This window comes from Streptomyces sp. NPDC001828, assembly GCF_042892175.1.
Classification (GTDB): Bacteria; Actinomycetota; Actinomycetes; order Streptomycetales; family Streptomycetaceae; genus Streptomyces.
In genome coordinates, this window is sequence record NZ_JBIATV010000006.1 from 283,548 (window position 1) to 297,093 (window position 13,546).

General features: G+C 72.2%; 8 protein-coding genes. 5 read left to right on the forward strand and 3 right to left on the reverse strand.

The window, feature by feature from the left end:
- Positions 1–147: 147 nt before the first annotated feature.
- The 3 genes from ACFYZA_RS19725 (at position 148) to ACFYZA_RS19735 (ending at position 5,244) form a co-directional block, all read left to right on the forward strand.
- Positions 148–2,157 (forward strand): ABC transporter ATP-binding protein, encoded by a 2,010-nt coding sequence (locus ACFYZA_RS19725; protein ID WP_388491892.1) that lies wholly within the window; start codon positions 148–150, stop codon positions 2,155–2,157.
- Positions 2,154–4,007, forward strand: coding sequence for an ABC transporter ATP-binding protein (locus tag ACFYZA_RS19730; RefSeq protein WP_388491894.1), 1,854 nt, complete (start codon positions 2,154–2,156; stop codon positions 4,005–4,007). Before ACFYZA_RS19725 ends, ACFYZA_RS19730 begins: the two co-directional genes overlap by 4 nt.
- Positions 4,008–4,092: 85 nt before the next feature.
- Positions 4,093–5,244, forward strand: a complete 1,152-nt coding sequence (locus ACFYZA_RS19735; protein WP_388491896.1) for a DUF1266 domain-containing protein — start codon at positions 4,093–4,095, stop codon at positions 5,242–5,244.
- A 23-nt stretch (positions 5,245–5,267) separates the two neighbouring features.
- Here the strand turns inward: ACFYZA_RS19735 and ACFYZA_RS19740 are convergent, their stop codons facing one another.
- Positions 5,268–5,774: a DinB family protein gene (locus ACFYZA_RS19740; protein WP_388491899.1), complete on the reverse strand. Its 507-nt coding sequence runs from the start codon at positions 5,772–5,774 to the stop codon at positions 5,268–5,270.
- A 163-nt stretch (positions 5,775–5,937) separates the two neighbouring features.
- Positions 5,938–7,461: an MFS transporter gene (locus ACFYZA_RS19745; protein ID WP_388491900.1), complete on the reverse strand. Its 1,524-nt coding sequence runs from the start codon at positions 7,459–7,461 to the stop codon at positions 5,938–5,940.
- Between the two features lie 113 nt (positions 7,462–7,574).
- Here ACFYZA_RS19745 and ACFYZA_RS19750 point away from each other — a divergent pair, with 113 nt between their 5' ends.
- Together ACFYZA_RS19750 and ACFYZA_RS19755 are read left to right on the forward strand one after the other, a co-directional pair.
- Complete coding sequence (locus ACFYZA_RS19750) at positions 7,575–8,486, forward strand: TetR/AcrR family transcriptional regulator C-terminal domain-containing protein (RefSeq protein ID WP_388491902.1); 912 nt, start codon at positions 7,575–7,577, stop codon at positions 8,484–8,486.
- Positions 8,487–8,689: 203 nt separating this feature from the next.
- On the forward strand, positions 8,690–10,723 hold the full coding sequence (locus tag ACFYZA_RS19755) for a M4 family metallopeptidase (protein WP_388491905.1): 2,034 nt from the start codon (positions 8,690–8,692) through the stop codon (positions 10,721–10,723).
- A gap of 83 nt (positions 10,724–10,806) precedes the next feature.
- Here the strand turns inward: ACFYZA_RS19755 and glgP are convergent, their stop codons facing one another.
- Entirely contained in the window at positions 10,807–13,437 is a 2,631-nt protein-coding gene (gene glgP, locus ACFYZA_RS19760) for an alpha-glucan family phosphorylase (protein WP_382600555.1), read from the reverse strand.
- Between the last annotated feature and the right edge of the window lie 109 nt (positions 13,438–13,546).

Sequence of the window (13,546 nt, forward strand, 5' to 3'; positions counted from 1 at the left end):
CGCCCATCGCGCTCGACCCCGCATCAACCGATCGGTTGACGGGCGGTACGACCTCCCGCGTTCGAGCGGTCCTAGGACCAGCGGACGAGCGGGGCCCGGCCGAAACTCGGTGGGCACTGTCAGTGCCCGTCCGTAGGCTCGGCTGTGATGTCCGAAACACGTGCAGCTATCAAGGACCGGTCGGCCACGCGCTCACTCCTGAGGCTCTGGCCGTATGTACGCCCCATACGAACTCGCCTGTTCAGTGCGGCATTTGTGGCCATTGTCGCCTCCTGTCTAGGTCTGGTGATCCCGCTCGTCCTGAAGTGGATCGTCGACGGCCCGGTGGCCGAGCACGACCCCGGCGGGGTGTGGCTCGGCGCGCTGTACCTGCTGCTGCTCGGCCTCGCGGAGGCCGCGCTCTTCGGGTACCGGCGGTGGCTGGTGGCGCGGCCGCTCGCGAGCGTCGAGGCGGAGATGCGGGCCGATCTGTACCGGCACGTGCAGCGCCTTCCGGTCTCCTTCCACGACCGCTGGGCCTCGGGCCAGCTCCTGTCGCGCGGCACCACGGACCTGATGCTGCTCCGCATGTTCCTGGCGTTCCCGCTGACCTTCCTCGTCGTCAACGCGGTCACGATCCTGGCCGGGTTCGGGATCCTGCTCTCCCAGCAGTGGAGCCTCGGGCTCGTCCTGCTCGTGCCGGTGATCCCGCTGGTGATCCTCTGCTCGCTCTTCGAGACCCGCTACTCGCTGGTCGCCCGGCAGGCGCAGGACCAGGTGGGCGATCTGACGACGGTCGTCGAGGAGAGCGTGCTCGGCATCCGCATCATCAAGGGGTTCGGGCGGCACCGCAGCCAGGCGCTGGCCTTCCGCGAGCTGTCCCGGCGGCTGCGCGGCACCGAGCTGGCCAAGGCCCGGCTGCTCGCCGGGCTCTGGGGCCTGATCACCACGATCCCCGAACTCGCCATCGGCGCGGCCCTGGTGCTCGGCACGGTGCAGGTGGCCGACGGCGGCCTCTCCGCCGGGACGCTCGTGGCGTTCCTGTCCACGGCCCTCGCGCTGCGCTGGCCGGTGGAGTCGATCGGGTTCCTGCTCGCGATGAGCCAGGAGTCCGCGACGGCGACGGCCCGCTTCTTCGAGGCGATGGACGCGCGGGAGGAGGCGGAGGCGCCGGGCGCCTCCACGGGCCACCCCTCGGGGGAGTTGCCCCCGGGTGCCCCTCAAGGGGCTTCGCCCCTGGAACCCCGGGAACCCCTGGAGCCCCCTCGGGGCTCCGCCCCGGGACCCGCCTCCGCCGCTGCTCCGCCTGCGGACCGTGCACCGGGGGCGCCGCCCCCGGATCATCGCTCCTCAAACGCCGGAGGGGCTGAACTGGGTTCGTCCAGCGCCGAGTCGGAACCCCGCGCCGCCGGTCGAACGGCCGGCATCCGGTTCGAAGGGGTCACCTTTCGCTATCCCGACGCCGCCGACGGCAGCGCGCCCGTCCTGGCCCGCATCGATCTGCACATACGGCCCGGCGAGACCATGGCCCTCGTCGGCGGGACCGGGTCGGGCAAGACCACGCTCACCGCGCTCGTGCCGCGACTGCACGAGGTCGGCGGAGGGCGGATCACGCTCGACGGGGAGGACATCGCGCACATGACGCGCGAGCGGCTGCGCGGGCTCGTCTCCGTGGCGTTCGAGGAGCCCACCCTCTTCTCGGCCTCCGTGGGCGACAACGTCGCGATGGGCGGCGGGAGTCCGGCCGATCTGGACCGGGCGCTCGACATCGCGCAGGCCCAGTTCGTACGGCGGCTGCCGCAGGGCGTGGACACCCAGGTCGGCGAGCAGGGACTGAGCCTGTCCGGCGGGCAGCGGCAGCGGCTCGCGCTGGCCCGGGCGGTCGTGGGGCGGCCGAGGTTCCTGATCCTGGACGACCCCCTGTCGGCCCTGGACGTCCACACCGAGGCGCTGGTCGAGGCGGCCCTGCGCCGGGTGCTCCAGGACACCACCGCCCTCGTGGTCGCGCACCGGCCGTCCACCGTGCTGCTCGCCGACCGGGTGGCGCTCCTGTCGGAGGGCCGCATCGCCGCCGTCGGCACGCACCATGAACTGCTGCGCGGCAACGCCGAATACGCCTGGCTGATGTCCGGCGCCGATGACCCGCACGCCGAGTACGAGGGGGAGGACGGGCGATGACCACGACCGTCGGGGAGCAACAAGCCACGGGCGAAGCGGAGTTGAGGCCCGCCGGAGACGGCGATCCCTTCGACCGGGACGAGCTGCCCGCGCCCCCCGGGGCGACGCGGGCGCTGCTCGCCTCGCTGCTGCGCCCACTGCGCCGGGGCGTGGTCCTCGCGACTCTGCTGCTCGTCGTGCAGCAGGCCGCGGCCCAGGCCGGCCCGCTGCTGGTGGCGTACGCCATCGACCGGGGCGTTCCCGCGTTCCGGGCGCACGACTACGGGCCGCTGACCGCCGTCGGCGTCGGCTATCTGGTGTGCGCGCTGGCCTCCGGGTTCTTCCAGTACGCGTTCGTACGGGCCTCGGCGGTCGTCAACCAGGACGTGCTGCTCGATCTGCGCGGGCGGATCTTCCGGCAGGCGCAGGCGCTGAGCGTCGACTTCCACGAGCGCTACACCTCGGGCCGGCTGATCTCGCGCTCCACCACCGACGTCGAGTCGCTGCGCGAGCTGCTCAGCGAGGGCCTCCAGGAGCTGATCGGGGTGGTCCTCTCCTCGGTCTACATCTGCGCGATGCTGCTCTGGCTGGACTGGGGCATCGGCGCGCTCGCCGTCGCCTCCTACGTACCCCTGCACTTCCTGATCCGGCGCTACCAGCGCCGAGCCGGGGTCGTGTACGCGGCCCGGTCCACGGCGATCGCCGCGGTGATCGTCAAGTTCGCCGAGACGCTCAACGGCATCCGGCCGGTGCAGGCGTTCCGGCGCGAGCGGGCCAACGACGCCGAGTTCAGGGAGCTCAACCAGCGGCACGAGCGGACCAACGGCGACGCGCTCCTGGAGATGGCCCGCTATGTGGTGGGCTCCCGGCTCACCGCCAACGTCGCGGTCGCCGCGATGGTCCTGTGGGGTGCTACGCGGGTCGCGGACGGCGACCTCGAACTGGGCGTGCTCGCGGCCGCGGTGCTCTATCTGCGCCGCCTGTACGACCCCATCGACCGGCTCGGCATGTTCCTCAACTCCTATCAGTCGGCGGCCGCTTCCCTGGAGAAGGTCGCGGGTCTGCTCGCCCAGACGCCGTCGGTACCGGAGGCGGCCCGGCCGACCCCGCTGCCGGAGGCGACGGGCGAACTCCCGGGCCGCCGCGTCGACTTCGAGGGCGTCGGCTTCGGCTACCGCACCGGCGGCGAGGTGCTGCCCCGCTTCGACCTGAGCATCCCGGGCGGCCAGACCGTCGCCGTGGTCGGCTCGACGGGCGCCGGCAAGTCCACCCTCGCCAAGCTCCTGGCCCGCTTCTACGATCCGACGGCGGGCCGCGTCCTGCTCGACGGGACGGACCTGCGCGAGCTGTCGGTACGGGATCTGCGGCGCGGGGTCGTCATGGTCACCCAGGAGGCGTTCCTGTTCTCCGGCACGGTCGCCGAGAACATCGCGATCGGCCGCCCGGACGCCACCCGGGCCGACATCGAGCAGGCCGCGAAGGCGATCGGCGCGCACGACTTCATCGCGAGCCTGCCGGACGGCTACGACACCGACGTGCGCAAGCGGGGCGGCCGCATCTCGGCCGGACAGCGTCAACTGGTCGCGTTCGCGCGGGCGTTGCTCGCCGACCCGGCCGTCCTGATCCTCGACGAGGCGACCAGCTCGCTGGACATCCCGGGCGAGCGGGCGGTGCAGCGCGCCATGCACACCGTCCTCAACGGGCGTACGGCGGTGGTGATCGCACACCGCCTGTCCACGGTCGAGATCGCGGACCGGGTCCTCGTGATGGAGCAGGGCCGGATCGTCGAGGACGGCTCCCCCGCCGACCTGATCGCGGGCACCGGCCGCTTCGCCGACCTGCACCGCGCCTGGCGCGACAGCCTGGCCTGACCGTGCCACGCGGCGCCCGCCCCCACCTGCGGGTTTCCGGTACCTGCCGGTCCTCGGCGGGTACCGGGTTCGTAGGATCGGGGGCGTGACAACGGTGACGGGTACCAACTGGGCGGCGCCGACGGAGACGGAGTGGCTGCTGCACACGGCGGGGCTGCGCGGCGACGTGGAGGCACAGTTGCGGGTGCTCGCCCGCGAGGAGCTCTACATCGCGGCGCCGAAGGCGGAGGTCGACGCACGGCCCGACCTGATTCGCTGGCCCTCCTACCGGGACGCCTCGGGCTGGCTGTGCAAGCCGGTGCTCACCCGGGGGATGCTGCCGCCGTGGCACCCGGACTGGGTGTTCCACGGGGTCTCCCTCCGGTGGATCGCCGACTCGGGCCTCCTGGACGGGCGGACGCTGCTCGCGGTCAACGCCGGGACCCCGGCCCAGTCGTTCCTGTCCGCCGCGCCGGAACACCTGGCCCACTGGCGCCGGCTCCACGAGGAGACCGACCGCCCGGCCCGCCTGATCGGCCTGCGCCACGGCGCGCTGCGCGGACCGCTGGCCTACGGACTGGCCTGCGGAGCGCACCTGGCCCTCGCCAACGGCGTCCCATGGAACGAGGTGGGCACCGTCTACCACGAATACAACGACGAGCTCCGTTCGCTCCGCGAATCCTGGGGCATCACCGAACGGGCGGACTGGCAGCGGCAGTTGGACGTCCTGTTGGACGCCCGCAACAGCCCGGCCGAGCCCGACTTCGTCCTGCGCGTGCGCGAGGAGCTGCGCGCCGGTCTCGACGAGGCGCCGCCCGCCGAGCTGTGGCGCGAGACGGCCGCCGGGCACGCCCAGGACATCGGGGTGGGCCACGGCGCCGTGAAGGAGATCGAGGAGCTGGTGCGGCGCATCATCCGCTACGAGGCCCGGTTCCGGGCGGACGGGCTGCTGCCGCCGGACGGCCGGGTCACCACCGCCGCCGCCTACGACTACGGACGGGCCGTGAACCTGGCGCGCTGGGGGCTCTCGGCCCGGTTCTGCACCCCGCACGAGGCGGAGCAGGCGATCGTGCACGCGGGCGCCCTGAGCAGGTCGGCCTACCGGTCGTGGGAGGACTTCTCGGCGGCGTACGCACTCGGGCGGGTGCTGCGCTTCGACGGGGAGTCGTACGGGAGTTACTACCAGGGGAACGTGACCGCGCACCGGATGCTGACCGAGCACGAGGCCAGCCCCTGGCGCAACATTCCCTGGCGCTGAACCGCCGCCGCACGGCGGTGGGCTCAGGCGCCCACGGTGCCGTCGACGCCCTCGCGCAGGAGGTCGGCGTGGCCGTTGTGGCGGCCGTACTCGAGGATCACGTGCAGCATCACCATGCGCAGCGACACGTCCTCGTCCCAGCGCGGCTGCAGGGCCACGAGGTCGAGGGACTCGGCCTCGCGCTCGATCCGCCGGGAGTGCTCGACCTCGGCCTCCCAGGCGGCGAACGCCTCGGCGCGGCTGGAGCCGCTCGCGTCGTAGGCCGCCTGGAAGTCGACCTTCTCCGACCACACCATCGGAACGTCGTGATCCTCGAACACCCTGCGGAACCAGGCCCGTTCGACCTCGGCCATGTGCCGGACGAGGCCGAGCAGCGAGAGGGTGGAGGGGGGCATCGACTGCCGCCGCAGCTCGTCGTCGTCGAGTCCCTCGCACTTCATGGCGAGCGTCGTGCGGTGGTAGTCGAGGAACGCCCGCAAGGTCTCGCGCTCGTCGCCGAAGTGGGGTGGGCCTATGCGGGGGTCGTTCATGGGGGCTCCTCGTACGCATCCGTTCCGGCCGCCGAACAGTACCCGCCCCGGACCCCTGGGGCTCCCCCAGGGCCTTGAGGGCACGGATCCCGCCAGGGGCGCGGGGAACCGCGCGAAGCACCACCAACCCCCGCATCCGACAACAACCCGACGCCCGCGCCCCTCACCTCCCCGGGGGCAAGGGCACTCCCTCGGCCCGGCGGCCCCGGAGTCGCGCGAGCGCGACCCCCGCCGCCCCGGCCATCAGCACCGCCGCTCCCAGCGCCGCGTAATCGAGGCCGCGCGTGAAGGACGCGAAGGCGGGGGCCAGGTCGGGGCCCGGCAGGGACGCCACCGCCCCGCCCAGCGTCTCGCGCGCCGCACCCGGCGCGTGGGCCATGCCGTGGCGGTACACCGCCGCCCCGATGGAGCCGAGCACCGCCATCCCGAGCGCCCCGCCCAGCTCCTGGCCGGATTCCATGACCGCGGCCGCCGCCCCCGCCCGCTCGGGCGGCGCCGCGCCGAGGGCGAGTTCGTTGGCGAGGGCCATCGCGGCCACCAGCCCCGAGGTGTAGACCGCGCAGGCCGTGAGCGTGAACCAGAGTGCCGAGTCCGTACGCACCTGGGTCAGCGCGAGGAAGCCGCAGGCCGAGACGCCGAAGCCGCCCGCCATCACCCACCCCCGGTCGAAGCGCCGCGCGAGCAGCGCCCCGGCCGGCGCCCCCGCGAACGCCCCCGTCGCGGGCACCAGACTCCACAGCGCCGCCTCGAAGGGGCTCTTGCCGAGCACCGACTGGAGGTACTGCGTGAGGAACACCGCCATGCCGACGGTCGCCGCGATGGCGAAGAGGTTGGCGAGCACCGCCCCGCCGTACGTGCGCCGGCGCAGCAGTTCCAGGTCGACCAGCGGATGGGCGAGCCTCGACTGGCGCCGCACGAAGACGTACAGCAGGACGAGGCCGGCCAGCACGGACAGGACGGGCGGCAACTCCACGCCGTTGCGGGCCAGTTGCTTGACCCCCTGGATCACGGGGAGCAGCCCGGCGAGCGACAGCACCGCGCTCGCCCAGTCGAAGCGGCCGGCCGCGGGCTGTTTCACCTCGGGCAGCAGCAGCGGCGCCAGGATGAGCAGGAGGACCATGGCGGGCAGGTTGATGAGGAACACCGAGCCCCACCAGAAGTGTTCGAGCAGGGCGCCGCTGACGACCGGCCCGAAGGAGATGCCGAGCGTCATGACGCCGGTCCAGGCGGTGACCGCCTGGGCGCGCTGCTTGTCGTCGTGGAAGAGGTTGCGGATCAGGGCCAGCGTGGAGGGCATGAGCGCGGCGCCGCCCACTCCGAGCAACGCCCGCACGGCGATGAGGAGTTGGGGCGAGTCGGCGTAGGCCGCCGCGGCCGAGGCCAGGCCGAACAGGCCGGCGCCTGCCAGTACGAGCCGGCGGCGGCCGACGCGGTCACCGAGGGCCCCCATGGTGATGAGGAGTCCGGCGAGCACGAAGCCGTACATGTCGAGGATCCACAGCTGCTGGGTGGAGCTGGGCGCCAGGTCCTCGCTGATGAAGGGGATCGCGAAGTAGAGGACGGAGACGTCCATGGAGACGAGCAGCAGCGGCAGCATGAGGACGGCGAGCGCGGTCCATTCCCTGCGGCCGGCGCGCGGCGGCGCCGGGTCCGTGCGGCCCGCGAGGGGGCCGGTCGTGGTGTCCATGGAGGGAGCGAACAGCGCGGCCCTGTACGGCGCAATCGTGGGACTGGTGCACCCTAGAGCACCCTTGGCATATCTGGGCAGGACGCCGCACCGCGCACTAGTACACTCCCGCCGTGACCGAGCAGCCGCCCTACCTCGCCATCGCCGACGGCATCCGGCGCCGCATCGCCTCGGGTGAGCTCGTGCCGGGCGACCGGGTGCCGTCCACGCGGGCCATCGTGCGCGAGTCGGGGGTGGCGATGGCGACCGCGACCAAGGCGCTCGCAGCCCTCGCCCGGGAGGGCCTGGTGCGGGCGGTGCCGGGCGTGGGCACGGTGGTCGCCGAGGCGGCTCCGGCGCGCGCCGCGCACGACGGGGCGGCGCCCTTGAGCCGGGAGGCCCTGATCGCCGCCGCCGTCCGCGTCGCGGACGCCGAAGGGCTCGTCGGCGTGTCCATGCGGCGGATCGCGAGCGACCTCGGCACCTCGACGATGGTCCTGTACCGGCACGTCTCCAGCAAGGGCGAGCTCGTCCGCCTGATGACGGACGTGGGGTTCGCGGAGGTGGCGCTCGGCCGCCCGTCCGGTGACTGGCGGGCCCAACTGACGCACGCCGCGCGCCAGTTGTGGGCGGCCTACCGAAGGCATCCGTGGATGGCGCGGGCGATGGCCTCCTTCATCCGGCCCGACCCGATGCCCCAGGCGATGAAGTACACCGAGTGGATGCTGCGGGCGCTGCGCGACACCGGCCTGAGCGCGCACGACGTGATGCACGTACACCTGACGGTCATCGCGTTCGTCCAAGGTCTGGGCGTGGCAATGGAGTTGGAGTCGAACGCCCTCCAGGACACCGGAGTCTCCAGCGATCAGTGGATGGACCGCAACGAGGGGCGGTTTGCGGCCATCGTGTCGGAGGGCGGCTACCCCGTCCTGACCACCATCTTCGAACACGAGCCGTTCGAGCTGGACTTGGACTCGCTCTTCGGGTTCGGGCTGGCCCGACTACTCGACGGCGTCGACGCACACATCCGTGAAACGTCCGCTTAACGAACGACGACCTTCGGACAACGGACGGTTTTCGGCCAACTTCTTGACGCGCTCCTGACACCGGTTCTCCACTGCTGGCACTCTTCCCCCGTTCCACGCACGAAGTTTTCACGCAGCACATCTCGTTGCCGCACATGCTCCGCTTTGCTCTGCCCGGCCGGCCCCACCCAGTCGACCGGAACCCCCTCGCAGAAGGAGTTCGCGTGAGATCCACGCACCGTCGTCGTGCCACCGCCACCGGCGCCCTGATCGCCGCAGCCGCCATGCTCAGTGTCGGCGTCCAGGCAGGTAGCGCCAGCGCACGCCCCGACGACTCCGCGGCCGCCGCGGCCGTGAAGGCCCAGGCAGTACGCAACCCGGGCGCCCTGCCCGCGAGTCTCACCCCCTCCCAGCGTGCCGAGCTCATACGCCAGGCCACGGCCACCACGGCGGCCACGGCCAAGGACCTCGGTCTCAGCGCGCAGGAGAAGCTCGTCGTCCACGACGTGTCCAAGGACCAGGACGGCACGGTCCACACCCGCTACGAGCGCACCTACCAGGGTCTGCCCGTGCTCGGCGGTGACCTGATGGTCGACACCGCGGCCGGCAAGACCAAGGACGTCCTCAAGGCGAACAACGCGCAGCTGCAGGGCGTCTCCACCGCCGCCCCCGCGAGCGCGCCGGCCACCGCCGAGGGCCAGGCCCTCAAGGCCGCCAAGGCCGCGGGCTCGAAGGCCGACAAGGCCGACAGCGCCCGCAAGGTCATCTGGATGGTCAAGGGCGCGCCGACCCTCGCGTACGAGACGGTCGTGGGCGGGCTGCAGGACGACGGCACCCCGAACCAGCTGCACGTCATCACGGACGCCAAGACGGGCGCGAAGCTGCACCAGTGGCAGGGCATCGAGACCGGCGTCGGCAACACCCGCTACAGCGGCCAGGTCACCCTCAACACGACGAAGTCCGGGTCGAACTACACCCTGACCGACGCGACGCGGGGCAACCACAAGACGTACAACCTGAACCACGGGTCCTCCGGCACCGGTTCGCTGTTCACCCAGACCACCGACACCTGGGGCGACGGCACCAACTCCAACGCCGCGACCGCGGGTGCGGACGCCGCCTACGGCGCGGGCGCGACCTGGGACTTCTACAAGAACGTCTTCGGGCGCAGCGGCATCCGGGGCGACGGCGTCGGCGCCTACTCCCGCGTCCACTACGGCAACGCGTACGTCAACGCGTTCTGGGACGACAGCTGCTTCTGCATGACGTACGGCGACGGCACGGGCAACAACGACCCGCTGACCGCGCTCGACGTGGCCGGCCACGAGATGTCGCACGGCGTCACCGCCGCGACGGCGGGCCTGGAGTACGCGGACGAGTCGGGCGGCCTGAACGAGGCCACCTCCGACATCTTCGGCACCTCGGTGGAGTTCTACGCGAACAACGCGTCGGACCCGGGTGACTACCTCATCGGCGAGAAGATCAACATCAACGGTGACGGCACCCCGCTGCGCTACATGGACAAGCCGAGCAAGGACGGCGGCTCCGCGGACAGCTGGTACTCCGGCGTCGGCAACCTGGACGTCCACTACTCCTCGGGTCCGGCGAACCACTGGTTCTACCTCGCCTCCGAGGGCAGCGGAACCAAGGTCATCAACGGCGTGACCTACAACTCGCCTACCTCGGACGGCCTTCCGGTCACCGGCGTCGGCCGGGACAAGGCCCAGCTGATCTGGTACAAGGCGCTGACCACCAAGTTCAACTCCAGCACGGACTACGCGGGGGCCCGCGCGGGCACCATCGCCGCGGCGACCGAGCTGTACGGCGCCACCAGCGCCGAGGTCACCAACATCACCAACGCCTGGGCGGCCATCAACGTCGGCGCCCGCGCCGGCGGTGGCAACCCCGGTGGCAAGGTCTTCGAGAACACGGCCAGCGTGGCCATCCCGGACTACCCGGGTGCCGCGGTGACCTCGCCGGTCACCGTCTCGGGCATCACCGGCAACGCGCCGGCCGCGCTCCAGGTCGGCGTGAAGATCACGCACACCTACATCGGTGACCTCCAGATCGACCTGGTGGCCCCGAACGGCACCTCGTACCGTCTCCAGAGCTCTTCCTCGGACTCGACGAAGAACCTCAACAAGACGTACACCGTCAACGCCTCCGCGGTCGCCGCCAACGGCGTGTGGAAGCTGAAGGTCCAGGACAAGGCGAAGCAGGACGTCGGCACCATCACCGACTTCAAGCTCACCTTCTGACCAGGCGGCTGGCCGGAAAGTGAAGGTGCCCGGAGCCCACAAGGCTCCGGGCACCGCCCATGTCCGCATGTCCGCGGCCGGGCTCAGCGCATGAGCACGCCCGCGCCCTCCCCGGTCGTCTCGGTCGGACCGGCCACCAGACCCAGCTCCGCGTGGGTCGCGAGGTGGCGATGGGCCGGAAGCACCCGGACCGTGTAGCCGAACGGGCCCGCGCGGTCGAGCGCGAGAGGCCCCTCGTACATCCAGCGGCCCTCCAGGTCGGGGCCGCCCGTCGGCTTCAGCGGGAAGGTCTCGGCGTCCGCGATGGCGTCGGCCGCGTCCACCCGGCCCGCCACGGCCTGGACCTCCACGTCGTCGGGCCCGAGCTCCCCGAGCGCGACCCGGACCTTGAGCGCGAGGGTGGAGCCGAGTTCGGCGGTGCCGTTCGGGGCCGCGACCGGCGCCAGCGCCTCCACGTGGTCGACCGCGACCCTCGGCCAGGCACCCCGCACCCGCGCCTTCCACTGCGCCAACTCCTGTGCCGTGGCGGGGTCCAGGGCCCGATGGGCCGCGGCGGCCGGTGCGTACAGGCGGGTCACGTACTCCCGCACCATCCGGCCCGCGAGCACCTTCGGGCCGAGCGTGGTGAGGGTCTGGCGGACCATCTCGATCCAGCGGTCCGGAAGGCCTGCCGTGCCCCGGTCGTAGAAGCGCGGGGCGACCCGGTCCTCGATGAGGTCGTACAGCGCGTTGGCCTCCAGCTCGTCGCGCCGGTCCTCGTCGGTGGCCGCGCCGTCGGCGGTCGGGATGGCCCAGCCGAAGTCGGGCTCGAACCACTCGTCCCACCAGCCGTCCAGGACGGACAGGTTGAGGCAGCCGTTCAGGGCCGCCTTCATCCCGCTCGTCCCGCAGGCCTCCAGGGGGCGCAGCGGGTTGTTGAGCCACACGTCGCAGCCCGGGTAGAGCTTCTGCGCCATGGCCATGCCGTAGTCGGGCAGGAACACGATCCGGTGGCGCACCCTCGGGTCGTCGGCGAACCTCACCAGTTCCTGCACCAGGCGCTTGCCGCCGTCGTCGGCCGGGTGCGCCTTGCCCGCGACGACGATCTGCACCGGCCGGGTCGGATGCAGGAGCAGCTCCATCAGCCGGTCCCGGTCGCGCAGCATCAGCGTGAGCCGCTTGTACGAGGGGACCCGCCGGGCGAAGCCGATGGTGAGCACGTCGGGGCTCAACACCCCGTCGATCCAGCCGAGTTCGGCCGATCCGGCGCCGCGCTGACGCCACGAGGCGCGCAGCCGCTCGCGGGCCTCCACGACGAGCTGTTCGCGCAGCTCCCTGCGCAGCTCCCAGATCTCGGCGTCCGGGATGTCGGCGACCGCGTCCCAGCGTTCGGAGCCGCCGACGCTCAGCGCGTCCTCGGTGCGGCCCGCGCCGATCTGGCGGGCGCCGAGCCGCATGACTTCGGGCGCCACCCAGGTCGGGGCGTGCACGCCGTTGGTGACGGAGGTGATCGGCACCTCCTGCGCGTCGAAGCCGGGCCACAGGCCGGCGAACATCTCCCGGCTGACCGCGCCGTGCAGGGTCGAGACCCCGTTGGCCCGCTGGGCGAGCCGCAGGCCCATGACGGCCATGTTGAAGAGGTTGGGCTCGCCGCCCGGGTAGGTCTCCATGCCGAGCCGGAGGATCTTCTCCACGTCGACGCCGGGCAGCTCGCCGTCGTCGCCGAGGTGGCGGGCGACCAGCTCGCGGTCGAAGCGGTCGATTCCGGCCGGCACCGGGGTGTGCGTGGTGAACACCGTCCCGGACCGCACCGTTTCGAGCGCGGCGTCGAAGTCGAGTCCCTGGCCCGCGAGTTCGCGGATGCGTTCGAGTCCGAGGAACCCGGCGTGGCCCTCGTTGGTGTGGAACACCTCGGGGGCCGGGTGGCCGGTGAGGCGGCAGTACGTGCGCACCGCGCGCACCCCGCCGATGCCGAGCAGCATCTCCTGGAGCAGCCGGTGCTCACTGCCGCCGCCGTAGAGGCGGTCGGTGACGTCGCGCTCGCCCGGGGCGTTCTCCTCGACGTCCGAGTCGAGCATGAGCAGCGGCACCCGGCCGACCCGCGCCTGCCAGATGGTGGCGTGCAGGGCGCGGCCGCCGGGCAGTGCGAGCGAGACCCTGGCCGGGCTGCCGTCCTCCTCGCGGAGCAGTGAGACGGGCAGCTCGTTCGGGTCCAGCAGGGGGTAGTGCTCCTGCTGCCAGCCGTCGCGCGAGAGCGACTGGCGGAAGTAGCCGTGCCGGTAGAGGAGGCCGACCCCGATGAGCGGTACGCCGAGGTCGCTGGCGGATTTGAGGTGGTCCCCGGCGAGGATGCCGAGGCCGCCGGAGTACTGGGGCAGGGCGGCGGTGATGCCGAACTCGGGCGAGAAGTACCCGATGGCACACGGGAGTTCGCCGCCCTGCTCCTGGTACCAGCGGCGGCCGTGCAGATAGTCGTCGAGGTCGTCGGCGGCGGCGCTCAGCCGCCGCAGGAAGCGGCGGTCCTGGGCGAGCGAGTCGAGGCGGGCGGCGCCGACGGAGCCGAGCAGCCGCACCGGGTCCTCACCCGCCGCCCGCCAGCCGTCGGGGTCCACGGACTGGAAGAGTTCTCTGGTCTCGGTGTGCCAGGACCAGCGCAGGTTGCGCGCGAGGTCGCTGAGCGGCCGGAGGGCGTCGGGCAGGACAGGGCGCACGGTGAATCGACGGATTGCCTTCACGCTTCCACCTTTGCAGGGGACCTACGTACCGGGGTGGGCACACCGCGATGTGCGCCCCTCCTTCACACCCGAAGGTAATGCCGACGCGCCCCGCCAACCACAGCGCCTC

Coding starts and splice junctions, on each gene's coding strand:
- ACFYZA_RS19740 (WP_388491899.1), bottom strand. CDS start 5,774: ATGAACGACCCCCGCATAGGCCCACCCCACTTCGGCGACGAGCGCGAG.
- ACFYZA_RS19745 (WP_388491900.1), bottom strand. CDS start 7,461: ATGGACACCACGACCGGCCCCCTCGCGGGCCGCACGGACCCGGCGCCG.
- ACFYZA_RS19725 (WP_388491892.1), top strand. CDS start 148: ATGTCCGAAACACGTGCAGCTATCAAGGACCGGTCGGCCACGCGCTCA.
- ACFYZA_RS19730 (WP_388491894.1), top strand. CDS start 2,154: ATGACCACGACCGTCGGGGAGCAACAAGCCACGGGCGAAGCGGAGTTG.